General features: G+C 71.6%; 22 protein-coding genes. 12 read left to right on the top strand and 10 right to left on the bottom strand.

Features of this window, described 5'->3' with window-relative positions:
• Positions 1 to 25: 25 nt before the first annotated feature.
• Genes CLT71_RS03305 through CLT71_RS03335 form a run of 7 tightly spaced genes read right to left on the bottom strand, consistent with a single transcriptional unit; the run spans position 26 to position 8,060 of the window.
• Positions 26 to 1,420: a CynX/NimT family MFS transporter gene (locus tag CLT71_RS03305; RefSeq protein WP_101365791.1), complete on the bottom strand. Its 1,395-nt coding sequence runs from the start codon at positions 1,418 to 1,420 to the stop codon at positions 26 to 28.
• On the bottom strand, positions 1,378 to 2,838 hold the full coding sequence (locus tag CLT71_RS03310; protein ID WP_101365792.1) for a benzaldehyde dehydrogenase: 1,461 nt from the start codon (positions 2,836 to 2,838) through the stop codon (positions 1,378 to 1,380). Before CLT71_RS03310 ends, CLT71_RS03305 begins: the two co-directional genes overlap by 43 nt.
• Before the next feature lie 57 nt (positions 2,839 to 2,895).
• Positions 2,896 to 4,494 carry a thiamine pyrophosphate-binding protein gene (locus CLT71_RS03315; protein ID WP_101365793.1) on the bottom strand — a complete coding sequence of 533 codons (1,599 nt, stop codon included), beginning with the start codon at positions 4,492 to 4,494 and terminating at the stop codon, positions 2,896 to 2,898.
• Entirely contained in the window at positions 4,491 to 5,411 is a 921-nt protein-coding gene (locus CLT71_RS03320) for an ABC transporter ATP-binding protein (protein WP_101365794.1), read from the bottom strand. The genes CLT71_RS03315 and CLT71_RS03320 overlap by 4 nt, the downstream gene beginning before the upstream one ends.
• Positions 5,408 to 6,256, bottom strand: a complete 849-nt coding sequence (locus CLT71_RS03325; protein ID WP_486483019.1) for an ABC transporter permease — start codon at positions 6,254 to 6,256, stop codon at positions 5,408 to 5,410. Before CLT71_RS03325 ends, CLT71_RS03320 begins: the two co-directional genes overlap by 4 nt.
• Positions 6,253 to 7,104: an ABC transporter permease gene (locus CLT71_RS03330; protein ID WP_486483020.1), complete on the bottom strand. Its 852-nt coding sequence runs from the start codon at positions 7,102 to 7,104 to the stop codon at positions 6,253 to 6,255. Before CLT71_RS03330 ends, CLT71_RS03325 begins: the two co-directional genes overlap by 4 nt.
• On the bottom strand, positions 7,101 to 8,060 hold the full coding sequence (locus CLT71_RS03335) for an ABC transporter substrate-binding protein (protein WP_101365795.1): 960 nt from the start codon (positions 8,058 to 8,060) through the stop codon (positions 7,101 to 7,103). The genes CLT71_RS03330 and CLT71_RS03335 overlap by 4 nt, the downstream gene beginning before the upstream one ends.
• A 384-nt stretch (positions 8,061 to 8,444) precedes the next feature.
• On the opposite strand from CLT71_RS03335, the gene CLT71_RS03340 reads away from it, so the two are divergent.
• The 7 genes from CLT71_RS03340 to CLT71_RS03370 are packed head-to-tail and all read left to right on the top strand — an operon-like array spanning position 8,445 to position 14,500.
• Positions 8,445 to 9,626: a thiolase family protein gene (locus tag CLT71_RS03340; protein ID WP_486483021.1), complete on the top strand. Its 1,182-nt coding sequence runs from the start codon at positions 8,445 to 8,447 to the stop codon at positions 9,624 to 9,626.
• Between the two features lie 13 nt (positions 9,627 to 9,639).
• On the top strand, positions 9,640 to 10,482 hold the full coding sequence (gene pcaH / locus CLT71_RS03345; protein ID WP_486483022.1) for a protocatechuate 3,4-dioxygenase subunit beta: 843 nt from the start codon (positions 9,640 to 9,642) through the stop codon (positions 10,480 to 10,482).
• Positions 10,475 to 11,140, top strand: a complete 666-nt coding sequence (pcaG, locus tag CLT71_RS03350; protein WP_101365797.1) for a protocatechuate 3,4-dioxygenase subunit alpha — start codon at positions 10,475 to 10,477, stop codon at positions 11,138 to 11,140. The genes pcaH and pcaG overlap by 8 nt, the downstream gene beginning before the upstream one ends.
• A gap of 31 nt (positions 11,141 to 11,171) precedes the next feature.
• Positions 11,172 to 12,530 carry a class-II fumarase/aspartase family protein gene (gene pcaB / locus CLT71_RS03355; RefSeq protein WP_486483023.1) on the top strand — a complete coding sequence of 453 codons (1,359 nt, stop codon included), beginning with the start codon at positions 11,172 to 11,174 and terminating at the stop codon, positions 12,528 to 12,530.
• Positions 12,527 to 13,345: a 3-oxoadipate enol-lactonase gene (gene pcaD / locus CLT71_RS03360; protein ID WP_101365799.1), complete on the top strand. Its 819-nt coding sequence runs from the start codon at positions 12,527 to 12,529 to the stop codon at positions 13,343 to 13,345. The genes pcaB and pcaD overlap by 4 nt, the downstream gene beginning before the upstream one ends.
• The gene (gene pcaC / locus CLT71_RS03365) at positions 13,338 to 13,718 is read left to right on the top strand and encodes a 4-carboxymuconolactone decarboxylase (RefSeq protein ID WP_101365800.1); all 381 of its coding nucleotides are present in this window, start codon (positions 13,338 to 13,340) and stop codon (positions 13,716 to 13,718) included. The genes pcaD and pcaC overlap by 8 nt, the downstream gene beginning before the upstream one ends.
• Positions 13,715 to 14,500 (top strand): IclR family transcriptional regulator, encoded by a 786-nt coding sequence (locus CLT71_RS03370; protein ID WP_101365801.1) that lies wholly within the window; start codon positions 13,715 to 13,717, stop codon positions 14,498 to 14,500. Before pcaC ends, CLT71_RS03370 begins: the two co-directional genes overlap by 4 nt.
• Positions 14,501 to 14,581: 81 nt before the next feature.
• Here the strand turns inward: CLT71_RS03370 and CLT71_RS03375 are convergent, their stop codons facing one another.
• Positions 14,582 to 15,190 (bottom strand): DUF1349 domain-containing protein, encoded by a 609-nt coding sequence (locus CLT71_RS03375; RefSeq protein ID WP_101365802.1) that lies wholly within the window; start codon positions 15,188 to 15,190, stop codon positions 14,582 to 14,584.
• Positions 15,191 to 15,387: 197 nt separating this feature from the next.
• Here CLT71_RS03375 and CLT71_RS03380 point away from each other — a divergent pair, with 197 nt between their 5' ends.
• Positions 15,388 to 16,683: an Ig-like domain-containing protein gene (locus CLT71_RS03380; protein WP_101365803.1), complete on the top strand. Its 1,296-nt coding sequence runs from the start codon at positions 15,388 to 15,390 to the stop codon at positions 16,681 to 16,683.
• Between the two features lie 151 nt (positions 16,684 to 16,834).
• On the opposite strand, the gene CLT71_RS03385 is transcribed toward CLT71_RS03380, so the two are convergent.
• Together CLT71_RS03385 and CLT71_RS03390 are read right to left on the bottom strand one after the other, a co-directional pair.
• Positions 16,835 to 17,182: a histone-like nucleoid-structuring protein Lsr2 gene (locus CLT71_RS03385; RefSeq protein ID WP_101365804.1), complete on the bottom strand. Its 348-nt coding sequence runs from the start codon at positions 17,180 to 17,182 to the stop codon at positions 16,835 to 16,837.
• 282 nt (positions 17,183 to 17,464) lie between these two features.
• Positions 17,465 to 18,448 (bottom strand): LacI family DNA-binding transcriptional regulator, encoded by a 984-nt coding sequence (locus tag CLT71_RS03390; protein WP_101371102.1) that lies wholly within the window; start codon positions 18,446 to 18,448, stop codon positions 17,465 to 17,467.
• Positions 18,449 to 18,854: 406 nt separating this feature from the next.
• Between CLT71_RS03390 and CLT71_RS03395 the strand changes: the two genes are divergently transcribed.
• The 4 genes from CLT71_RS03395 to yjfF are packed head-to-tail and all read left to right on the top strand — an operon-like array spanning position 18,855 to position 23,502.
• Positions 18,855 to 19,802, top strand: a complete 948-nt coding sequence (locus tag CLT71_RS03395; protein WP_486483647.1) for an ABC transporter substrate-binding protein — start codon at positions 18,855 to 18,857, stop codon at positions 19,800 to 19,802.
• A 42-nt stretch (positions 19,803 to 19,844) separates the two neighbouring features.
• Positions 19,845 to 21,446: a sugar ABC transporter ATP-binding protein gene (locus CLT71_RS03400; RefSeq protein ID WP_199187493.1), complete on the top strand. Its 1,602-nt coding sequence runs from the start codon at positions 19,845 to 19,847 to the stop codon at positions 21,444 to 21,446.
• Positions 21,446 to 22,507 carry an ABC transporter permease gene (locus tag CLT71_RS03405; RefSeq protein ID WP_101365806.1) on the top strand — a complete coding sequence of 354 codons (1,062 nt, stop codon included), beginning with the start codon at positions 21,446 to 21,448 and terminating at the stop codon, positions 22,505 to 22,507. Before CLT71_RS03400 ends, CLT71_RS03405 begins: the two co-directional genes overlap by 1 nt.
• On the top strand, positions 22,504 to 23,502 hold the full coding sequence (gene yjfF / locus CLT71_RS03410; RefSeq protein WP_101365807.1) for a galactofuranose ABC transporter, permease protein YjfF: 999 nt from the start codon (positions 22,504 to 22,506) through the stop codon (positions 23,500 to 23,502). Before CLT71_RS03405 ends, yjfF begins: the two co-directional genes overlap by 4 nt.
• The last annotated feature ends 70 nt before the right edge of the window (positions 23,503 to 23,572 follow it).

A 23,572-nucleotide genomic window follows, 5' to 3' on the forward strand; every position in this document is an offset into this window, starting at 1 on the left:
GACTTCCCGAACCACCGGTGGCAGGTCACACCTGCCGGTCCCGGCCCGCGCCCAGCGCGCTCACCGTCATCACCGCCGTCACCCCGAGCAGGGCTGCGAGCGGCAGCCTCCAGCCGGCACTCGCGTCCCGGAGTGCACCGACCAGCACCGGCCCGGAGGCGCTGAGCAGATAGCCGATCGACTGCACCGCGCCGGAGAGCTGCCGGGCCGACCCGGGGGTGCGGGCCCGGAGCACCAGCAGGATCAGGGTGAGACTGAGCGCGGCGCCCTGGGCGAGCCCGACCAACACTGTCCACAGTAGATACCAGGAGGGCAGGGCCAGCAGACCGAGCACTCCGGCCGCCCAGCCGGCGCAGACCACAAGCGCCAGCCCGCGCTGGTCGGCCCGGCGGACCGCCAGCGTCGGCACCACGAGCGCGGTGCCGATCCCGAGCAGGTTGAACAACGCCAGTGCCGCGCCCGCCCGGGTCGGCTCGACGCCCTGGTCCCGCAGCAGGCTCGGCAGCCAGGTGAGGATCGCGTAGTAGAGCATCGACTGGGTACCCATGAAGACGGCGACCTGCCAGGTGACCGGCGAGCGCAGGACGCGGCGGGTCGGCTGCCGGGGCTCCGTGGCCGGTGCGATGTGTCGGCGGCGCACCTGGGGGAGCCAGCCGAGCGCCGCGACCCCGGCGAACGCGCCGAGTGCCAGCAGGGAACCCCGCCAACCCAACCCCAGCGCGTACGCCAGCGGTGCGCTCACCGCCGCCGCCACCGTCGCGCCGGTGGCCAGCGCGGCGGTACTCAACCCGGTCGCCAGGCCCGGCCGGCCCGGGAAGTGCTGTTTGACGGCGCTCGGCACCAGCACGTTGCCGACGGTGATCCCGGCGCCGATGATCACGGTGCCGAGCAGCAGCCAACCCGTGTGCGGCAGGGTCCGGGTCAGGCTGCCCAGCAGGATGCCGAGCATCGCGGCGAGCAGCGCCCACTCGATGCCGATCCGGCGGCCCAGCAGCGCGGCGAACGGGGAGAGCAGCCCGAAGCAGAGCACCGGCAGCGCGGTGAGCAGCCCGGCGGCGCTCCGGCCCAGGTCGAGGTCGACCTGTAGCTCGAGCAGCAGCGGCGGAACCGCCGTGATCGCCACCCGCAGGTTCAGGGCCAGCAGCACCAGCCCGAGCAGGGTCAGCCAGCCGCCCCGGGGCACCCCGAACCGCCCGCCGCCGTCCGGAGCCGCCGGACCCGGGGCGCCGCCCGGCCCGCCGTCCGAAGCAGCCGGACCCGGGTCGCTGCCCGGAGCCGCCGGGCGCTGGTCGCTGCCCGGCCCGCCGTCCGGGGCAGCCGAGCCGGCGTCGCTGCCCGATCCGGCGGTCCGGGCGGTCGGGACCGGTGGCTCGCGGTTCAGAAGGGGTACCTCGTGATGTCGCCCTGCACGGTCACCCACTGCGTCTCGGTGAACGCGGCGAGGTTGGCCGCCGTCCCGCCCAGCCGGGGGCCGTTGCCGGAGGCGGCCACCCCACCGAACGGAGCGACCGCCTCGTCGCTGACCGTCTGGTCGTTGATGTGCACGATGCCGCTCGGCACCCGCTCGGCGAAGGCCAGTGCCTTCATCACGTCCCGGCTCAGGATGCCGAGCGAGAGGCCGTACTCGCTGTCGGCGGCGAGCTTGGCGGCCTCGTCCAGGTCACCGAAGCGCAGTACCGGGGCGACCGGGCCGAAGACCTCGTGCGCGTACGCCGGGGTGGCCGGGGTGACGTCGGCGAGCACCGTCGGCCGGTAGAAGAGGTTCTCGTAGGTCCCGCCGGTCACCAGGGTCGCCCCGGTGTCCACGCTGTCGGTGACCAGGGAGTGGATCTTGTCGCGCTGTCGCTCGTCGATGATCGGGCCGAGCGCCACCTGCTCCCGGGCCGGGTTGCCGACCGGCAGGTGGGCGGCCTTCTCGGCCAACCGCGCGACGTAGTCGTCGGCCAGCGACTCGTGCACCAGGTGCCGGCCGGTGGTCATGCAGATCTGCCCCTGGTGCAGGAACGAACCCCAGGCACCGGCGGAGACCGCCAGATCCAGGTCGGCGTCGTCGAGGACCACGAGTGCCGAGTTGCCGCCGAGTTCCAGCAGTACCCGCTTGAGGTGCCGGGCGGCGGCCTGCCCGACCTGCCGGCCGGCCGACGTGGAGCCGGTGAAGCTGATCAGCCGTACGTGCGGGTCGGCGACCAGCCCCTCACCCGCCTCCGGCCCGCCCGGCAGCACGTGCAGCACCCCCGGCGGCAGCCCGGCCTCCTCGAAGATCCGGGCGACCGCGACGCCACCGGCGACGGCGGTCCGCGGATCGGGCTTGAGCACCACCGCGTTGCCCAGGGCCAGTGCCGGGGCGACCGAGCGAACCCCGAGGATCACCGGCACGTTGAACGGGGAGATCACCCCGACCACCCCGACCGGAAGCCGGCGGGCCAGGCTCAGCCGGGGCTGTGCACTCTGGATGATCTCGCCGAGCGGGTGCGAGGCGAGCGCTGCCGCCTCGTAGCACTCCTGCGCGGCGGTGTCCGTCTCCAGGGTCGCCTTCGGCGGCACCGAACCGGTCTCCCGGACGATCCAGTCACCGATCTCGACGGCGTGCTCCTCGAACAACCGTCCGGCCCGGCGCAGCACGGCGGCCCGCTCCAGATAGGAGGTTGCGGCCCAGTCGCGCTGGGCCTGGGCGGCGCGGGCGGCGGCCCGGGCCACGTCGGCGGCGTTGGCGATCCCGGTACGGCCGATCTCCTCGCCGGTGGCCGGTTCCCGTACGGCCGCGTCACCGCCGTCGGCCCGGACCCATCCGTCGCTGAATATCCTGCCGTGCCAGTCGGCCGAGTCGAGAAGAGTCACGGAAACCTCCTTGGGGTGGGTGGTGGCGGTGCGCCGCCGCGCCCGATGCGGAGCGGGTCACGGCGCGAAGTGCGGCTCCGGGCTGACGGCGACGTCGAGCAGCAGCGGTTCGGTCCGCCCGGCGAGGCCCGGGAGCACCTCGTCGAGCGTGGTGTGCAGTTCCGGGTGGCTCCGGATCCGTCGGGCGGGGCAGCCGAACGACCGGGCCAGCCCGTGCACGTCCACCTCGTCGAAGGCGGGCCAGGGTGGCTTGCCGCCGTACTGCTCGGCGAGCCGGTCCAGCACCGCGTACCGGCCGTTGGCCAGGACGACGTAGAGCACACCGCAGCCGTACCGGGCGGCGCTCCACAGTCCCTGGACGGCGTAGAGCGCCGAGCCGTCGCCGAGAATCGCCACCACCGGCCGGGTCGGGTCGCCGAGTCGCAGTCCGGCCGCGGCGGGCAGCCCGAAACCGAGGCCGCCCATCGCCGCGCTGACGAAGCCGCGCGGTTGCCGGACCGGCAGCATCCGGTGCAGGTCCGGCCGGGTGGACGGGGTCTCCTCGACGAGTACGACGTCGGCCGGCAACCGCTCGGCCAGCGCGGCGAAGACGTGTGTCGCCCGCAGCGGCTCGCCGGGACCGGGTGGCGGCACCGCGATCGGGGTCGGACGGTCCGGGGCGGGACGGTGCCGTGGCGTCACCCGGGCGGCGAGCTGGCTGACGCAGCTGGCCGGGTCGGCCAGTACCGCCAACTCCGCCTCGCTGCGGTGCAGCTCCGCCGGGTCGGCCGAGACCACCGCGACGGTCAGGCCGGCCGGCAGCAGCGGGCCGGGCTCGTAGACGTACTGCCGGAAGGCGGCGGTGCCGACCACCAGGGCCAGGTCGTGCCCGCCCAGCGTGCCGCGCAGCCGGGACCGGGCCGCCGGCAGGTGACCGGCGAACCGGGGATGGTGCTGCGGGAACCCGGCCCGGGCGCCGAACGCCTCCTGCCAGACCGGTGCGCCGATCCGGTCGGCCAGGGTGGTAAGCGCGTCCCAGGTGGCCCGGTCGTCGGCTCCGGCGCCGACCACCAGCACCGGGGCGGTGGCCGCGTCGACGAGCCGGGCCAGCTCGTCGAGCGCAGGGCCGGGTGCGAGCACCGGCGCGCCGACCCGCTCCGGTGCGGCCCGGCCGAGCGACGGGTCGACCTCGGCGGTCCAGTCGTCCATCGGCACCACCACCACGGCCGGGCCGGCGCGCAGGGTGGCCTCGTGCCAGGCCCGGCGTACCGCCGCCGGCACGTCCTGGGCCAGCACCGGCTGCTCCACCCACACCGGGTACGGCCCGGCGAGCTGGTCGAGCCGGCCGGCCAGGAACGGCTCGGCGGCGAGGTGCCGGCGGTCCTGCTGCCCGACGATCACCACCAGCGGGGCCCGGTTGACCCGGGCGGTGGCGAGTGCCCCGACCGCGTTGCCGAGTCCGGCCGTGGTGTGCAGGTTCACCACCGCCGGCCGCCCGGTGGCCAGCGCGTATCCGGTGGCCATCCCGACCACCGAACCCTCGTGCAGGGCGAGTACGAATTCCAGGTCGTCGGGGAGGTCGGTGAGGAACGCCAGTTCGGTCGAGCCCGGGTTGCCGAAGATCCGGTCCACGCCGTACCCGCGCAGCACCGCCCACGTGGCGTCCCGGACCGTCATCGGGTTCCCGCGTCACTGGGCTGGCGTGCCGGCGCCTCGCCGTCCTCGGACCCGAACCCGTTGCCGGTGCCGGGTTCGGTGTCGGCGCCGGGTTCGGTGCCGGTGCGCTGGCCGCTCTTGGCCCGCTGGATCTGGCCGAACACCTGGGCCCGCAGTTCGGCGAAGCGGGCCGAGGACCGGGTGCCGAGCTGGTCCCGTTCGGCCGGCAGGTCGATCGCCACGTCGTCGAGGACCACGGTCGGCGACCCGGAGAGCACCAGCACCCGCTGGCCGAGGTAGACCGCCTCGTCGATGTCGTGCGTGACGAAGAGGATCGTCACGCCGAGCCGCTGCCACAGCGACCGGACCAGGTCCTCCAGGTCGGCCCGGGTCTGCGCGTCGACCGCCGCGAACGGCTCGTCCATCAGCAGGATGTGTGGCTCGTACGCGACCGCGCGGGCCAGCGCCACCCGCTGCTGCATGCCGCCGGAGAGCTGCCACGGATAGGCCCCCGGCACGTCGCCGAGGCCGACGGCGGCGAGCGCGTCGTGCACGAGTTCCCGGCGGCGGGACCGGCTCAGGTTCTTCTTCTGCTTCAGCGGCAGCTCCACGTTGCGCTGCACCGTCATCCACGGGAAGAGGCTGCGCCCGTACTCCTGGAAGACCACCGCCATGCCCGGCGACGGACCCTGCACCGGCGCGCCCTCCAGGACCAGTTCGCCGGAGGTCGGTGGGAGCAGTCCGGCGATGCACTTGAGCAGTGTGGTCTTGCCGGCGCCGGAGGGGCCGACCACGCAGACGAGTTCGCCGGCACCGACCGAGAAGGTGAGATCGCGGACCGCCTCGACCGAGCGCCCGCGTCCGCTGTAGACCTTGCGCAGTCCGCGCACGTCGAGCAGTGCCGCGGTGCCGCCCTGGGGCTGATCTGTCGAAGTCATCGATGCCCATCGTCTCGTTGTGAGTGCCGCAGGCCGAGGTACCAGCGCAGGGCCGACCGCTCGAAGAGCCGCAGCAGCATGGCGAGCAGGAAGCCGAGCAGACCGAGCAGCAGGATTCCGGTCCACATGTCGGTGACCGCGAAGTTCCGCTGGAACTGGATGATGGTGAAACCCAGCCCGTTGTTCGCGGCGAACATCTCGCTGATCACCATGAGGATGATGCCCACCGAGAGGGCCTGGCGCAGGCCGGTGACGATCTGCGGGGAGGCGGACCGGACCACCAGGTGCCACAGCCGGGCCGGGCCACGGATGCCGTAGCAGCGGCAGGTCTCGGCCAGCACCTCGTCGACCGCCCGTACCCCCTCGACCGTGTTGAGCAGGATCGGCCAGACGCAGCCGGAGAGCACCACGAGAACCTTCATGGTGTTGCCGAAGCCGGTGAATAGCATCAGCACCGGCACCAGCACCGGTGGCGGGATGGCCCGGAGGAACTCCAGCACCGGTTCACAGAACGCGCGGACCCGCCGGAAGGATCCGATCAGGACGCCGAGCCCGACGCCGACGACGACCGCGAGCAGGAACCCGGCGGCCAGCCGCAGCAGGCTCGGCAGCACGTCGGCGCGGAGCCGGTCGCTGTGCAGCCAGACGTCGTCGAAGCTGGCCAGGATCTCCGACAGCGGCGGCAGGTAGAAGGTCTCGCTGTCGGCGGAGAGCACCCACCAGAGGGCGAGCAACCCGAACGGCAGGCCGAAGATGGCGAGGATCCACCACAGCGCCCGGCCGACGGCCGCCCCGATCCGGCGCCCCCGGCTCGACCCCGGCCGGTGGAGCAGGTCAGCGCTCACCGGGCTCCCTCGCCGCGTACCGAGGGGTGCCAGGAGAGCACCGCGCGTTCGAGGCGCCGGGCCAGTAGGTTCACCGCCACCCCGAGCAGGCCGGTGACGATGATCAGGGCGTACATCGTCTCGACCGCACCGCCGGACTGGGCCTGGTTGATCTCGTTACCCAACCCCGGAGCGCCGACGATCAGCTCGGCGGTGATCGCCAGGATCAGCGCCACCGCGGCGGCGAGGCGTACCCCGGTCAGCAGGTACGGCAGGGCGGTCGGCCAGAGCAGGTGCCGGATCCGGGCCCACCGGCCCAGCCCGAAGGTGTACGCGGTGTCCCGGGCCACCGGGTCGACGTCCCGTACCCCGTAGAGCACCTGGACGAGCACCTGCCAGAACGCGGCGTAGACCACCAGGAGCAGTACGGAGCGCAGGTCGGTGCCGAAGAGCAGCACGGCGAGCGGGATCAGCGCGACCGAGGGGATCGGCCGGAGGAACTCCACGGTCGAGGCGGTGAACTCGCGCAGCACCGGTACGGTGCCGAGGACGAAGCCGACCAGCACGCCGAGGGCGACCGCGATGGCCAGGCCGAGGAACCAGCCGCGCAGCGTGTCGGTGACCGCCGTCCAGAACGTGGCCTCGCCGAGGAGTTCGCCGAGGGCGACAGCGATCCGGCTGGTCGGTGGGAGGTAGTCCGCCGAGACCAGGCCGAGCCTCGGCACCAGCTCCAGCACCAGCAGGAACGCGGCGAAGCCGAGCAGCCCGAGCAGGGCGGTGTCGCCGCGCGGCCGGCCTGTCCCGCCGGACCGGTCGGCCGGGGCCGGTGCGGTCGCGGCGGGCGGTGGCACGGTGGCGGCTCGGGTCACGGGAGCAGTTCCGAGACGTCGACCTTCTCCTTGATCAGCCCGTCGGTGAGCATCAGGTCCGCCAGGGTCTGCACCGACTCGCGGTTGATCTCGGCGGGCCAGGCCGGCAGGGTGATCTTCGCGGCCACCGCCGGCTCGATTTTCGTGTACGTCTGGAGCACCTGGCGGGCCTCGTCCGGGTGCTCCTGGGCGTACTTCAGCGAGGTGTCCATCGCGGCCTTGAACCGCCCGGTCAGGTCGGCCTTCCGGTTGATGGTCTGCTCGGTGGAGAAGTAGGCCGCCACAGTCATGTTCGGGATGGCCTCGGCGAAGTTGTAGGCCACGACCCGGGCGCCCTGGTTCTGCGCGATGGTGAAGAAGGGTTCGACGACCATTGCCGCGTCGACCCGCTTGCCCAGCACCGCCGCCGGCATCTCCGGGAAGGGCAGCTCGGTCCACCTGATGTTCGACGGGTCGCCGCCGGCCTTGCGGACCGAGGCCCGGGTGGTGGTGTCGGTGATGTTGTTCAGGTTGTTTATCGCGATGTTCTTGCCGGCCAGGCCGGCGGCGTCGGTGATCGGGCTGTCCGGTGGCACCACGACGCCGCCGAAGTCCGCGCCGGGCTTGCCGGTGGAGGAGTTGCCCACCGTGATCGCCTTGACCGGGATCTTCTGCGAGCGGGCGGTGATCAGCGAGACGACGTTGCCGAAGGCGAAGTCGAACTGGCCACTGACCACGCCGGTCACCGCGATGGAGCCGCCGGTGGTGTTGATCACCTCGACCTCGATGTTCTGCTCCTTGAAGAAGCCCTTCGCGATGCCCAGGTGCAGCGGGGCGACGTCGACGATCGGGATGGCGCCGACCTTCACCCGGTCCACTTCGCCGGAGCCGGTCCCGGCGGAGTCGTCGGAGGAACCGCAGGCGGCGACGGCGAGGAGGGCGGCAACGACGGTGGTGGTGGCGGCGAGACGGCGCATCGGGTCTCCCGGCGTCCGGCGGCCCTGACGGGACCGGGGGTGCATCGGTCCTGTCGGGACCGGGATGGGCGGCTCGGCGGAGGAGCCGTGAGGGGTGGGTGTGGTCGCTAGCCGAACGAATGTTCTCATTTGGAACGTTGGCACAGTGACCGAGTTCACGTCAACCGGCGCTCCGCAACTTCTCCGCGACCGCGCGGAGCGCTGCGCCGAGCGGTGCCGAGGCCTCGTTGACGGATCCGAGGGCGGGGATTACGTTCGTGATAAGCACGGGAGTCCGCATGTCGAACGTGCCTCGACGGGTGGACCGGACGCCACGAGGAGACCATGACGACGACCGCCGGTAGCGTCGGACCGACCCGGCCACCCCGGCAGTAAGGAGACATGGTGACCAACGAGGTGTACGTTCTCGACGCCGTACGGACCCCGATCGGCCGGTACGGCGGCGCCCTCGCCGGAGTACGCCCCGACGACCTCGCCGCGCACGTACTGCGCGAGCTGACCCGGCGCAGTCCCGACCTCGACCCGGCCCGGATCGACGACGTGCTGCTCGGCAACGCCAACGGTGCCGGCGAGGAGAACCGGGACGTGGCCCGGATGGCGGTGCTGCTCGCCGGGCTCCCGCCGACGGTGCCCGGCGCGACGGTGAACCGGCTCTGCGGTTCCGGTCTGGAGGCGGTGATCGGCGCCGCCCGGGCGATAGCTGTCGGCGACGCCTCGATCTGCGTCGCCGGTGGCGTCGAGTCGATGACCCGGGCACCCTGGGTGCTGCCCAAGCCCGAGAACGGCTATCCGCGCGGGCACGAGACCCTGCACTCCACCACCCTCGGCTGGCGGATGGTCAACCCGGCGATGCCGGCCGAGTGGACCGCCTCGCTCGGCGAGTGCACCGAGATCCTCGCCGAGCGGTACGGGATCTCCCGCGACGAGCAGGACGCCTTCGCGGTACGCAGCCAGCGGCTCGCCGCGCAGGCCTGGGCCGCCGGGGCGTACGCCGACGAGGTGAGCGTGCTGCCCGGCACCGAGCTGGAGACCGACGAGAGCATGCGACCGGGTACCAGCACCGAGGCGCTGGCCCGGCTCAAGCCGGTGTTCCGGCCCGACGGCACCGTCACCGCCGGCAACTCCTCCCCGCTCAACGACGGGGCCAGTGCCCTGCTGCTCGCCGACCGGGCCGGTGCCGAGGCGACCGGCCGGACCCCGCTGGCCCGGATCGTCTCCCGCGCGGTGGTCGGCATCGAACCGCAACTGTTCGGGATCGGCCCGGTACGCGCCGCCGAGGAGGCGCTGCGGCGCGCCGGTATCGGCTGGTCGGACCTTGCCGTGGTCGAACTCAACGAGGCGTTCGCCGCGCAGTCGCTGGCCTGCCTGGCGCAGTGGAAGGAACTCGACCCCGAGATCGTGAACCCGCAGGGTGGGGCGATCGCCCTCGGTCACCCGCTCGGCTCGTCCGGATCGCGCATCCTCGGCTCGCTCGTCTGGCAACTGCACCGCCGTGGCGGAGGGTTCGGCCTCGCCGCCATCTGCATCGGCGTCGGCCAGGGCCTGGCCGTCGTACTCGAAGCCTGACCGGAGGACGGCCATGACGACCGACCGCACCCGTTCCGCCGACCCGGACCTGTCGATGGTCGAAACGGACCTGCCGGCCGCCGACCCGGACCTGCCGGCCGTCGACCCGGCGACCGGCGGCGCCGCCGGGCCGGGCCGGCTGGTGCTGCCCCGCTACCGGCACGACGACCCGGACACCCATCCGCCGCTGCTCTTTCCCGACTACGGCTCCACCAACCTGCGCGCCCCGAAGCAGCCGCTGGCCCTGCTGCCGCAGCGGCTGACCGAGGTCACCGGGCCGCTGCTCGGCGAGGGCCGGCTCGGCGAACTGGACCACGACCTGACCCGGCAGCACGCCGGAGAGCCGCTCGGCCAGCGGATCATCGTGCACGGCCGGGTGCTGGACGGCAACGGCCGGCCGGTACCGAACACCCTGGTGGAGATCTGGCAGCCGAACGCGGCCGGGCGGTACCGGCACGCGGTCGACAACTGGCCGGCACCGCTCGACCCCAACTTCACCGGGGTGGGCCGGACGCTCACCGACGCAGCCGGCCACTACCGGTTCGTCACCGTGCAACCGGGCGCCTATCCCTGGCGGAACCATCCCAACGCCTGGCGGCCGGCGCACATCCACTTCTCCCTCTTCGGTCGGGCGTTCACCCAGCGGCTCGTCACCCAGATGTACTTCCCCGGCGATCCGCTCTTCTTCCAGGACCCGGTCTTCAACTCCGTACGCGACCCGCTGGCCCGGGAACGGCTGATCTCCCGGTACGACCACTCGGTGACCGAGCCGGAGTGGGCGCTCGGCTTCGAGTTCGACCTGGTGCTGCGGGGTCGGGAGGCCACACCCTTCGAGGACGGCGACGACGATGACTGAGCAGCACACCGACCTGACTCCCACCTTCGGCACCGGCTCCGCCGTCGACACCTCCGTGCCACCGGCCGCCACGGCGGCACTCCTCCCGGCGCCGCCGCTCGGCTCGACACCCGCGCAGACGGTCGGGCCATACCTGCACATCGGCCTGCTCTGGCCGGACGGCCCGGACGTGGTGCCGGACGGGACCCCCGGGGCGATCTGGATCCGTGGTCGGGTTGTCGACGGTGCCGGGGAGGCGGTGCCGGACGCGCTCGTGGAGACCTGGCAGGCGGATCCGGACGGCCGGTTCGACCATCCGGACGATCCCCGGGGCGCCCGGCCGCCGGCGGTACCCGGATTCCGTGGTTTCGGTCGCAGCGCCACCGACGCCGACGGCGGATTCGAGATCCGTACTCTCAAGCCCGGCGCCCTGCCCGGCCCGGACGGCGAGACCGAGGCACCGCACCTGAACCTGTCCATCTTCGCGCGCGGCCTGCTGCACCGGCTTGTCACCCGGCTCTACTTCCCGGACGAGGAGGCGTCGAACGCCGCCGACCCGGTGCTCGGCTCGATCGACCCGGCCCGCCGCGCCACCCTGGTCGCCCGGCCGGCCCCGGACGGGTTCCGCTTCGACATCCACCTGCAGGGTCCGGATGAAACCGTCTTCTTCGCGGTCTGAGCAGGTGCCGTCGCGATCGCGGTCTGAGCAGGTGCCGTCGCGCGGCCCCGGGCTGCTCACCGGGTTGTCCGGTGCTGCCGAGGTGGACGCCGAACTCACCGACCGGGCGCTGCTGACCGCACTGCTCGACGTGGAACGGGCGCTCGCCGAGGCGGGCGCCGACCGCGGCGTGCTGCCGCCGACGGCCGCCGAGGCGATCGCCGCGCGGTGCCGGCCGGACGGGTTCGACCCCGCCGCGCTCGCCGAGGCGGCCGACGCCGCAGGCAACCCGGTGGTGCCGCTGGTCCGCCAGCTCACCGAGGCGGTACCAGCCGCCGCCCGCCCCTGGGTGCACCACGGCGCCACCAGCCAGGACGTGCTGGACACCGCGCTGGTGCTGCTCGCGGTCCGGGCCGGCGAGCCGTTGCTGCGCCAACTCGACACCGCACTCGCCGCCGCCGCCGGGCTCGCCGAGCGGCACCGGGACACCGTGACGCTGGCCCGTACCCTCGGTCAGGCCGCCGCACCCACCACCTTCGGGCTGAAGGCCGCCGGCTGGCTGCTCGCCCTGCTGGACGCCCAGACCCGGTTCGCCGCCGCCCGCGCCGCGCTGCCGGCACAGCTCGGCGGGGCGGTCGGCACCCTGGCCGCGCTCGGCCCGGCCGGGCCGGAGGTGGCCGACCGGTTCGCCGCCCGGCTCGGCCTCGCCGCGCCCGCGCTGCCCTGGCACACCCGGCGGCAGCCGCTGCTCGACCTGGCCGCCGCGCTCGGCAGCCTGCTCGCGGCGGCCGGCAAGGTCGGGCTGGACGTCGGACTGCTCGCCCAGACCGAGGTGGCCGAGGTCGCCGAGGGCGGCGGCCCGGGCCGGGGCGGCTCCTCGGCGATGCCGCACAAGCGCAACCCGGTGGACTCGGTGCTGCTCGGCGCGGCGGCCCGACGCGGGCCGCATCTGGTCGGCACGCTCTTCGCCGCCGCCGTGCAGGAGCACGAACGGGCTACCGGCGGCTGGCACGCCGAGTGGGAACCGCTGCTCGACCTGCTCCGGCTGGCCGGCGGGGCGGCCACCCGCACCGCCCGGCTGCTCTGCGGGCTCGAGGTGCGCCCGGAGCGGATGCGGCACAACCTCGACGCGCTCGGCGGTCGGGTACTCGCCGAGGCGGTCGCCGCCCGGCTCGCCCCGGCACTCGGCCGCTCCGACGCGCACGAGGTGCTGGCCCGGGCGACCGCCGCACCGGACTTCCGGGCCGCGCTGCTGGCCGACCCGGCGGTACGGGCCCAGCTGGGCGAGCCGGAGCTGGACCGGGTGCTCGATCCGGTCAACTGGCTCGGCTCGGCCGGCACCTTCGTGGACCGGGCGCTCGCGGAGTACCGGGCGTCCGGGGCGTACCGGAACGTGGCGGAGGTGAGATGACCTCCCGACTGCACGCCTGTGTGGACGGGCCGGCCGACGCGCCGGTGCTGCTGCTCGGCAGTTCGCTCGGCACCTCCGGCGCGATGTGGCTGCCGCAGTTGCCGGTGCTGACCCGGCGATGGCGGGTGGTCCGCTACGACCACCTCGGACACGGCGACTCCGACGTGCCGGCCGGCCCGTACACCATCGCGGATCTCGGGTACGCCGTACTCCGGCTGCTTGACGATCTCGACCTGCCCCGGGTCTCGTACGCCGGGCTCTCCCTCGGCGGGATGGTCGGGATGTGGCTGGCCGTCAACGCCCCCGACCGGATCGACCGGCTGGTGCTGCTCTGCACCTCGGCCTGGCTCGGGCCGGCCCAGGGCTGGCGGGACCGGGCCGCCGCCACCCGGGCCGGCGGGGTCGAGGCGGTCGCCGACACGGTGCTCGGACGGTGGTTCACCCGGGGGTTCGCGGCGCGCCGGCCGGAGGTGCTCGCCGAGCACCGGTCGATGCTGACCGGCACACCCCCGGAGGGGTACGCCGGCTGCTGCGAGGCGATCGCCGGGATGGACCTGCGCGACGACCTGGCCCGGATCACCGCGCCGACGCTGGTCGTCGCGGGCGCGGACGATCCGGCGATCCCGATCGAACACGCCCGGCTGCTGGCCGAGCGGATTCCCGGCGCCGGGCTGCGGGTGGTCGACGACGCCGCCCACCTGGCCAGTGTGGAGCAGCCGGACCGGGTCGGCCGGCTGCTTCTCGCACACTTCGGCGATCCGGTCGGGAGCGGAGGGCCCGTGCCGGGCGGGTGGAAGGATTCGGCGGATGGATGACCGGGAGCGGCACGCTGCCGGCATGGCGGTCCGGCGCGAGGTGCTCGGCGACGCGCACGTGGACCGCGCCGTCGGCGGCACCGACGAGTTCACGGCGGACTTCCAGGACCTGATCACCAGGTACGCCTGGGGCGAGATCTGGACCCGGCCGGGACTGGACCGGCGTACCCGCAGTTGCGTCACCCTCGCGGTGCTCGCCACCCTGCACCACGACGAGGAGCTGGCGATGCACGTCCGGGCGGCACTGCGCAACGGACTCACCGCCGAGGAGGTCCGGGAGGTCCTGCTGCAGGTGAGCGTCTACGCTGGCGTTCCAGCGGCGAACCGGGCGTTCAAGGTCGCCCAGGAGACACTGCGGCAGGAGGACGGGTGACCGAGGAGACGCCCCGGACCGGTGAGTTCGTCCAGTCGTTGGAGCGGGGACTTGCGGTCATCCGGGCCTTCGACGCCGACCATCCGCAGTTGACACTCAGCGAGGTGGCCCGGGCGACCGGACTGACCCGGGCGGCGGCCCGGCGATTCCTGCTCACCCTGGTCGAGCTGGGCTACATGCGTACCGACGGGCGGCTCTTCTCGCTGCGCGCCCGCATCCTCGAACTCGGTTACGCCTACCTGTCCAGCCTGAGCCTGCCCGAGGTCGCCCAGCCGCACATGGAGAGCCTGGTCGCCGAGGTACACGAGTCCTGCTCGATGTCGGTGCTCGACGGCGACGAGGTGGTCTACGTCGCGCGGGTACCGACCAAACGGATCATGACGGTGGCGATAAGCGTCGGTACCCGGTTCCCGGCGTACGCCACCTCGATGGGGCGGGTACTGCTGGCCGCCCAGCCGGGCGACTGGCTCGACAACTACCTCGACACCGCGCAGTTGCGCCCGCTCACCCGGCGTACGGTCACCGACCCGGCGCGGTTGCGGACCATCCTGAACCGGATCTGCAACCAGGGCTACGCGATCGTCGACCAGGAGTTGGAGGAGGGGCTGCGCTCGCTGGCGGCACCGATCCGGGACGCCGACGGCGCGGTGATCGCCGCGCTGAACGTCTCCGCGCACGCCAGCCGGGGCAGCTCCGAGGTGATCCGCAAGGAACTGCTGCCGCCACTGCTCGCCACCGCGAAGCGGATCGAGGAGGATCTGCGCGGCGGCCAGCTGCGTTAGCGGTCCGCCCCGGACGAGGTCGAGCCATCCCGGTCTCCGGAGGAGGTCGTCGACCTGTCGCAGGGAACGGAGGCGTGCCGCCTACCGGCCGTCCCGCAGGTCCGCCAGGCGGGCGGCGGAGAAGCTGATCTGGTCGAACCAGACCGGGCAGCCGGCACCGGTCGGCGACTGTGCCGAGAGGCCGAACTGGACCGGTGGCGCGGCCGGGTCGAGTCGGAAGTACCGGACGAACTCCCACCACGCCCCGTCGGTGCTGGCGTGGAAGGCCCAGGCCGGGCCGATCCGGGAGATCCGCAGCCAGAGCGGGGCCGCGTCGTCGACCACGAAACCGTTGGCGTCGTCGGAGACATCACGGGTGATCACCGAGACCACCATCGAGGCGCCCTGCGGTGAGTGTTCGTAGGCGAGCTTTGCCCAGTGCCGGGGGCCGGCGTAGAGCATCAGGCTGCCGGCGTCGTAGGTGCCGGCGAAGCCGACCCTGACCCGGGCCGAGAACTGGAAGTCGCCCTCGGGGGCCGCGGTCAGCAACCGGGGAGCGGAGAGCGCAGGGTCGCCGCCGCCCGGGTCCACGAAGAGGTCGCTCTGAGCCGGTGCGCTGACGGTGAGCGCGGTCGTGCCGTCGCATGCCCAGTCGGCCGGCGTGACATCCCAGGAAAGCGGTGTCGGCAGGCCGAGGTCGATGTGTTGCATCCGAGAAGGATGCCAGAAACCCGCCGCCGGTGGGGTGCCGGCGTGCCCGGTGCCGGCGAAAACCGTCGGCGCCTCGGGGGTTTACCCCTTGGTTGAGCGGCGATTCCGGGGGTAATGGCGGTTCTCGCCGCGCTGCGGCGTGACCCATCCGAGGCGAAAGCCTTGCGACCGGAGCGGAGGAATGGGGTGGGGGGAGCATGGTACTGAGGCGTCGAGCGGTGTTGTTGGTGATGCTCGTGATGACCGCCATACCACTGGTTCTGGCGGGTTGCACGGGCAATCCGCTTGAACGGGCCGGCCGGCCGGCACCGCCACCACCGAAGCTGGCGATTACCCCCGCACCGGATAGCCGGGATCTGCCGACCAGTGTCGAGATCGGTACGGCGGTGACGGACGGGAAGGTCGCCGACGTGGTCGTGACGGATGCCAAGGGTGCTCGGGTCGATGGCGCGATGCGTGCGGATGGTACGAGCTGGATGCCGAGCAAGGCGTTGGCGAACAAGCAGACCTATACCGCCGAGGTAACCGCGAAGAATGACGCCGGGAAGGCGGTCACCCAGAAGACGACCTTCAGCACCATGGACAAACCGGCTAAGCGGACCGTGAGCAACCTTAATCTGCGCAGTGACCAGACGTACGGGGTGGCGATGCCGATAACGGTTTCATTCGACTCCGACATCCCGAAGGATGCCCGTGCCGGGATCCAGCGACGGCTCCTGGTCAGCACGGACCCGCCGCAGCCGGGCGTCTGGTCGTGGGACGAGAACGGCCGCCAGGTCTCCTACCGCGCTCCCGACTTCTGGCGTCCGGGTACCACGGTCAGCGTCCGGGCCGCGCTCGACGGCGTACCGATGGGCGAGGGCAGCTTCGGTGACACCGACCGCACCGGTACCGCGAAGATCGGCAACCGGCTCTTCCTGGAGATCGACAACGCCACCAAGCAGATGTCGGTGTTCAAGGACGACGTGCTGGTGAAGAAGATCCCGGTCAGCCTCGGCAAGAGCAGCACCCCGACGTCGAGCGGCAAGATGGTGATCATGGAGAAGCACGAGTCGACGGTCTTCGACACCACCGGATCTCCGGATCCCTACGTGGTGACCGTCTTCAACGCGCAGCGGCTGACCTGGGGCGGCGAGTTCATCCACGCGGCGCCGTGGTCCGTCGGAGACCAGGGGGAGCGGAACGTCTCACACGGCTGCACGAACGTGTCGGACGCGAACTCGGAGTGGCTGATGGAGCAGACCAGGATTGGCGACCTGGTGACGATCAAAGGCACCGAGGTCACCCTCGACCAGGGCAACGGCTGGACCGCCTGGAACGTGAGCTGGGACGAGTTCGTCAAGGGCAGCGCCCTGCCGGTCCCCGCCGACATCAAGCCGGCCACGCCGGCTCCGGGCGGGGGGTCGAACGGCGGGCCGCCGGCAGCCGAGAAGCGGCCGGCCGACAAGCCGGCCACCCCGCCAGCCCCGTCGTCGAGCAGCGGCGGCCGGTAACCCGGCGACCGGTGCCAGCGGCGCTTTCCGAGGCCGGCCGCTCAGCACACGGGTGCCACCGGCGATCGCGCCGGTGGCACCTGGTGGTTCGGTGACCATTCCGGCCGGTGCGCGGGCCGGAATCGGCATGTCCTCGCCCGTGCCCGGCCGCTCACCGGCTGTTGTACGCCTGCACCACCGACGACGGAATGCGACCCCGCTCGGAAACCTCGTAGCCGTTCTGCACGGCCCATTCCCGGATGGCGCGGTTGAGGTCGCGGTCACTACGCGTCGGGCTCGCGGTGGCACCGCGCCGGGTCGACCGACGGCTTTCCACCTGGCCGCGCCCGACCCGGCTCCCCGCGTGGATGTAAACATCGAGCGCCTTGCGGAGCTTGCCGGCGTTCTTATCCGACAGGTCAATCGTGTAGTTGACGCCGTCCAGGCCGAACTCGACAGTGCGGTCGGCCTCGCCGCCGTCGAGGTCGTCGGTCAGAAGTGTGATTACCTGCTTCGCCATGGTCGATTACTCCTCGTGAACCTTAATTGCTAGGAGTCGAGTTTGACTGATCACCTGCCAATTCTGCAAGACATTGGATATTTCTCGCGCGTCGGCGGCACCCGGCGGTGCTTAACTTCTGGCGTCGGCGCACGCGGTATCCCGCTGCGGTAAGGCTTCCGAGGTTTGCCGGGGCGGCGCCACCACGGCAGGTGGGCGGCTGCCATTGTGGGCGGCGGGGTGTGCTATCCCGATTAATCCGACGCCACGCATTCCGGGTGCGGGTCCCGCCCGACGCGCCGCTCAGCCGGGCGCTGGTCCGGAACTCGCCCGGGTGACGAACCGGGGGGTCAACGAGACCCGGCGGTTGCTCCGGCCGCCACTTTCGAGTTGCTCGATCAGCAGGTCCAGACTGCGTCGGCCGAGTTCGGCGAAGTCCTGCCGGACCGTGGTCAGCGGCGGCAGGAAATAACCCGACTCCGGTACGTCGTCGAAGCCCACCACGCTGACCTCGGCCGGTACCCGGCGGCCGGCCTCGTGCAGGGCCCGCAGCGCGCCGAGCGCGATCTGGTCGTTGCCGCAGAAGATCGCGGTCACCGTCGGGTCGGCGGCGAGCAGTCGACCGTGCTCGTAACCCGACCGTGCGCTCCAGTCACCGGACCGGGCGGCCGGCACCGGGGCGCCGGCCGCGTGCAGCGCCTCCCGCCAGCCCTCGATCCGGTCCCGCGCCTCCGGCCAGTCCGGTGGGCCGGCGATGTGCTGCACGGTGGTGTGCCCGAGTCCGAGCAGGTGCCGGGTCGCCATCGCGGCCCCGGTGGAGTTGTCGATGCAGACCGTCGGCACCTGCTCACCGCCGCCGCCGACCCCGACCACCGGCAGTCCGGCCGGCGCCTGGGCCAGGGCGGTGCCCACGCTGCTCTGCGGGGCGATCGCCACGATCCCCTCCACCGACTGCTCGCAGAGCCGGTCGACCGCGTCCAGCACCGACGCCCGGTCCAGGGCCCGTACGCTCGCCACGCTGACGAAGTATCCGGCGGCCCGGGCGGCCTGCTCCAGACCGTACAGAGTGGAGGCCGGGCCGAAGAGCGTGGTCTCGTAGGCGATCAGTCCCAGGGTGCGGGACCGGCGGGTGACCAGGGTGCGGGCCGCCGAGTTGCGGCGGTAGTTCAGCGCCCGCATCGCCGCGAGCACCCGGTCGCGGGTCTCCGGCCGGACGTTCGGGTGGTCGTTGAGCACCCGGGAGACGGTCTGGTGGGAGACGCCGGCCAGGCGCGCGACGTCGCGCATCACGAAGCCGCGGGTCCGGGGCACCGCACTGGCGGGCTGGTCACCGGCGTCGATACGGTCAGCTGTCAACAGCCGCTCCTTCGTCTCGGCCGGCCGTCCGGCGGTGCGGGTCCGGCGATCCAGCATCACGGATCCATACCGTCGCCGGAAGTACCTCTTGACGACCGGCATGAGAACGTTAACACTCACGAAACAGGAAGCCCTGTGGATCGTCCGGCGTGCCCTCACTGTCGGCGTTCTCCGTGGCAGACTGGGCCGAATCCAGGAATCTCCGGCATCGTACGGCTGGTGTGGTGATCTCCTGCTCGGCCTTGCGTGTGAACGGTAACTACGACAGACAACGATGTTCCCAGGCGAGGAGGAAACGGTGCTGAAAAAGATCTCCGCCGTTGTACTCGGCGGACTGATGGTGACCGCGTTGGCCGCCTGCGGAGGCGACGGCGGCGGCGCGGGCAGTGGCTCCGGAAAGGACGACGGCAAGATCACGCTGGGCTTCGCACAGGTGGGTGCCGAGAGCGGGTGGCGTACCGCGAACACCAAGTCCATCCAGGACTCGGCGAAGGAGGCCGGCATCACCCTGCAGTTCTCCGACGCGCAGCAGAAGCAGGAGAACCAGATCAAGGCGATCCGGACGTACATCACCCAGAAGGTCGACGTGATCGCCTTCTCTCCGGTGGTGGAGTCCGGTTGGGACACGGTGCTCCGTGAGGCCAAGGACGCCAAGATCCCGGTGATCCTGACCGACCGGGCGATCGACTCCCCCGACAAGACGCTGTACAAGACCTTCATCGGGTCCGACTTCGTGCTTGAGGGGAAGAAGGCCGGTGAGTGGCTGGTCACCGAATACCAGGGCAAGTCCGAGCCGGTGAACATCGTCGAGCTGCAGGGCAGCACCGGTTCGGCGCCGGCCAACGACCGCAAGGCCGGCTTCGCCGACGTCATCAAGGCCGACCCGAAGTTCAAGGTGATCGCGTCGCAGACCGGCGAGTTCACCCGGGCCAAGGGCAAGGAGGTCATGGACGCCTTCCTCAAGGCCCACAAGGACATCGACGTGCTCTACGCGCACAACGACGACATGGGTCTCGGTGCGATCGAGGCGATCGAGGGTGCCGGTCTGAAGCCGGGTGTCGACATCAAGATCATCACGGTCGACGCGGTGAAGGACGGGATGCAGGCGCTGGCGGACGGCAAGATCAACTTCATCGTGGAGTGCAGCCCGCTGCTCGGCCCACAGCTGATGGACCTGGTCAAGAAGGTCGTCGCCGGTGAGACCGTGCCGGAGCGGGTGGTCACCGAGGAGACCACCTTCACCCAGGAGCAGGCCAAGGCCGCGCTGCCGAGTCGGCAGTACTAGCCGAGGACGCGACCGCACGACATGACGGACGGAGGAGAGCGGATGGAGACGACGTCGGGGCAGCCCCGGGCGATCCTGACCATGACCGGCATCGGCAAGCGGTTCCCCGGCGTACGGGCACTCGACGAAGTCGACTTCCGGCTCTTCCCCGGCGAGGTGCACGCCCTGATGGGCGAGAACGGTGCCGGTAAGTCGACGCTGATCAAGGTGCTGACCGGGGTGTACGACGTGGACGAGGGCGAGATCGTCCTCGACGGCACCCCGGTCCACTTCGCCGGCCCGTTGCAGGCGCAGCAGGCCGGGATCAGCACCGTCTACCAGGAGGTCAACCTCTGCGCCAACCTCTCGGTGGCGGAGAACATCTACATCGGCCGGGAACCGCGCCGCTTCGGCGCGATCCACTGGGGCGAGCTGCGGCGCCGGTCCCGGCAACTGCTCGACGGGCTGGGGCTGGACATCGACGTTTCGGCCCCGCTCGGCAGCCTCTCCCTGGCGGTGCAGCAGATGGTCGCGATCGCCCGGGCGATCGACATCTCCGCCAAGGTGCTCATCCTGGACGAGCCGACCTCCAGCCTGGACGCCGACGAGGTCGGGCAACTCTTCCGGGTGATGCGGCAACTCAAGCGCGAGGGGATGGCGATCCTCTTCGTCAGCCACTTCCTCGACCAGGTCTACGAGATCTCCGACCGGATGACGGTGCTGCGCAACGGGCGCTTGGTCGGCGAGTACGCCACCCGGGAGTTGAGCCAGCTCGACCTGGTCAGCGCGATGATCGGCAAGGAACTCGCGGTGCTGGAGGAGTTGGAGGAGCAGCCGCGCCGCTCACTGGCGACCCTGGAGCGGGGGCAGCCGGTGGTGGAGGCGGCCGGGCTCGGGCGGGGCGGGGCGATCGCCCCGTTCAGCCTCACCATCCACCGGGGCGAGGTGGTCGGGCTGGCCGGGCTGCTCGGCTCGGGGCGTACCGAAATCGCCCGGCTGCTCTTCGGCGCGGACCGGGCCGACGCCGGAGAGCTCAGGATCGACGGCGAGCCGGTGGCGATGCGCGGCCCGCGCAGCGCGATGGCCAAGGACATCGCCTTCTGCTCCGAGAACCGCCGCACCGAGGGGCTGGTAGCGGAACTCACCGTCCGGGAGAACATCATCCTGGCCCTACAGGCCGCCCGGGGCTGGTCCCGACCGCTGCCCCGGCGCCGCCAGGACGAGCTTGTCGACAGGTACGTCAAGGCGCTGCGGATCGTGCCGGCCAACCCGGAGGCGCTGGTCGGCCAGCTCAGTGGTGGTAACCAGCAGAAGGTGCTGCTGGCCCGCTGGCTGATCACCGAACCCCGGCTGCTGATCCTGGACGAGCCGACCCGGGGCATCGACGTCGGCGCCAAGGCGGAGATCCAGCGCCTGGTGGTCACGCTCTCCGACGGTGGGATGGCGGTGCTCTTCATCTCCGCCGAGTTGGAGGAGGTGCTCCGGCTCAGCCACAAGATAGCGGTCCTGCGGGACCGGCGGATGGTCGACGACCTCGCCAACGACGACGAGGTGACCGCCGAGCGGATCATGGCGATCATCGCCAGTGGCCACGGTTCGGCGCCACCCGACCCGGTTGACCGAGCGCACGATACGGACGCGGTGGTCGTCCGGGAGGAGGTGTGATGGCCGGCCTCGTACGGCACCGGTTCTTCTGGCCCGTGCTGACCCTGGTGCTGCTGCTGGTCAGCAACCTGTTCTTCACCCCCGACTTCTTCGCCATCGAGGTACGTCAGGGGCACCTCTACGGCAACCTGATCGACATCGTGCGGTTCGGGGCGCCGCTGATCCTCGTCGCGCTCGGCATGACCCTGGTGATCGCCACCGGCGGCATCGACCTCTCGGTCGGCTCGGTCGTGGCGATCTCCGCCGCGCTGGCCTGCCTGCGGATCAGCGAACTCGGTGACCAGAACAGCGTGCTCGGGGTACTGGCCGCGGTGGGAGTCGCCCTCGTGCTGGCCCTGCTGCTCGGCGCCTGGAACGGACTGCTGGTCGCGCAGTTCGGCATCCAGCCGATCATCGCCACGCTGATCCTGATGGTCGCCGGTCGGGGACTGGCCCAGCTCATCACCGACGGGCAGATCATCACGATCAACAGCTCGCCGTACAAGCTGATCGGCGGCGGGTACTGGCTGACGGTGCCGTTCTCGATCCTGGTGGCGCTGCTGGTCTTCGGGCTCGCGCTGCTGCTCACCCGGCGTACCGCGCTCGGCCTGCTGATCGAGTCGGTGGGCGGCAACGCCGAGGCGAGCCGGCTGGCCGGAATCCACGCCCGGCGGATCATCTTCACCGGGTACGTCTTCGCCGCGTTCTGCGCCGGGGTCGCCGGACTGATGATCAGTTCCAACGTCTCCAGCGCGGACGGCAACAACGCCGGCCTCTGGATCGAACTGGACGCCATCCTGGCGGTGGTGATCGGCGGTACGTCGCTGGCCGGTGGCCGGTTCTCCCTCGGCGGTACGGTGCTCGGCGCGCTGATCATCCAGACCCTCACCACCACCATCTACAGCATCGGCATCCCGCCGGAGACCACGCTGCTGTTCAAAGCGCTGGTCGTCACGATCGTCTGCCTGCTCCAGTCGCCGGCCTTCCGGGCCAAGGTCTTCGGCCGACGCCGGAAGCCGCCGCCATCGCCGCCCGCTCCGGAGCGTGAACGACAGCCCAAGGTGGAGGAGGTGCCGGCATGACCGCCGTGCCGGGAACGGTGGCGAACGGGCGGGCCCGGATGCTGGGGGTCCAGCAGAAGTACCTGCCGATCTTTGCCACCCTCGCCCTGCTGGTCCTGATGTACAGCGCCGGGGTGCTGCGCTACGAGGGCTTCTCCGACACCCAGGTGGTGCTGAACGTCTTCGTCGACAACGCGTTCCTGCTGGTGGTCGCGGTCGGCATGACGTTCGTGATCCTGACCGGCGGCATCGACCTCTCGGTCGGTTCGGTGGTCGCGCTGACCACCATGCTCTCCGCGTCGCTGCTGGAGGAGCGGGGCTGGTCGCCGTACCTGGTGCTGCCGCTGGTACTGCTGATCGGCGCACTGCTCGGCTTCGCGATGGGCTGCATCATCCACTACTTCGAGATCCAGCCGTTCATCGTGACACTGGCCGGGATGTTCCTGGCCCGTGGTCTCTGCTACACGATCGGCACATCGTCGATCACCATCGACGACCCGTTCTGGACGTCGGTGGCGCAGCAGCGGATCCGGTTCGGTGGCTTCTTCATCTCCACCAGCGTGATCATCGCGCTCGTGGTGGTGGCGATCGGGATCTACGTGCTCGGCTACACCCGGCTGGGCCGCAACACGTACGCGATCGGCGGGAACCCGCAGTCGGCGCTGCTGATGGGACTGCCGGTGGCGCGTACCCGGATCGCGGTCTACACGATCAGCGGGTTCTGCTCGGCGCTCGGCGGGCTGCTGCTCAGCTTCTACATGCTCTCCGGCAACAACGGGCACGCGGTCGGGCTGGAACTCGACGCGATCGCCGCCGTGGTGATCGGCGGCACGCTGTTGACCGGCGGCTCGGGCTACCTGGTCGGCACCGTGCTCGGAGTGCTGGTGCTCGGGCTGATCCAGACCATCGTCACCTTCCAGGGCAACCTCAGCTCGTGGTGGACCAAGATCGTGATCGGTGTTCTGCTCTTCGTGTTCATCGTGTTGCAGCGCGTGGTGACGCGACGACAGAAGTAGGGCGGCCACCAACCGGCGCGGGCGGCGGGGGACCGAGGGGTGCACCCCGGGCTGGTGATAGCGCTAACAC

This window comes from Plantactinospora sp. CNZ320 (assembly GCF_002846275.1).

Coding starts and splice junctions, on each gene's coding strand:
- CLT71_RS03315 (WP_101365793.1), bottom strand. CDS start 4,494: ATGACGGTCCGGGACGCCACGTGGGCGGTGCTGCGCGGGTACGGCGTG.
- CLT71_RS03320 (WP_101365794.1), bottom strand. CDS start 5,411: ATGACTTCGACAGATCAGCCCCAGGGCGGCACCGCGGCACTGCTCGAC.
- CLT71_RS03335 (WP_101365795.1), bottom strand. CDS start 8,060: ATGCGCCGTCTCGCCGCCACCACCACCGTCGTTGCCGCCCTCCTCGCC.
- pcaH (WP_486483022.1), top strand. CDS start 9,640: ATGACGACCGACCGCACCCGTTCCGCCGACCCGGACCTGTCGATGGTC.
- pcaG (WP_101365797.1), top strand. CDS start 10,475: ATGACTGAGCAGCACACCGACCTGACTCCCACCTTCGGCACCGGCTCC.
- pcaD (WP_101365799.1), top strand. CDS start 12,527: ATGACCTCCCGACTGCACGCCTGTGTGGACGGGCCGGCCGACGCGCCG.
- pcaC (WP_101365800.1), top strand. CDS start 13,338: ATGGATGACCGGGAGCGGCACGCTGCCGGCATGGCGGTCCGGCGCGAG.
- CLT71_RS03375 (WP_101365802.1), bottom strand. CDS start 15,190: ATGCAACACATCGACCTCGGCCTGCCGACACCGCTTTCCTGGGATGTC.
- CLT71_RS03380 (WP_101365803.1), top strand. CDS start 15,388: ATGGTACTGAGGCGTCGAGCGGTGTTGTTGGTGATGCTCGTGATGACC.
- CLT71_RS03385 (WP_101365804.1), bottom strand. CDS start 17,182: ATGGCGAAGCAGGTAATCACACTTCTGACCGACGACCTCGACGGCGGC.
- CLT71_RS03390 (WP_101371102.1), bottom strand. CDS start 18,448: ATGCGCGACGTCGCGCGCCTGGCCGGCGTCTCCCACCAGACCGTCTCC.
- CLT71_RS03395 (WP_486483647.1), top strand. CDS start 18,855: ATGGTGACCGCGTTGGCCGCCTGCGGAGGCGACGGCGGCGGCGCGGGC.
- CLT71_RS03400 (WP_199187493.1), top strand. CDS start 19,845: ATGGAGACGACGTCGGGGCAGCCCCGGGCGATCCTGACCATGACCGGC.
- CLT71_RS03405 (WP_101365806.1), top strand. CDS start 21,446: ATGGCCGGCCTCGTACGGCACCGGTTCTTCTGGCCCGTGCTGACCCTG.
- yjfF (WP_101365807.1), top strand. CDS start 22,504: ATGACCGCCGTGCCGGGAACGGTGGCGAACGGGCGGGCCCGGATGCTG.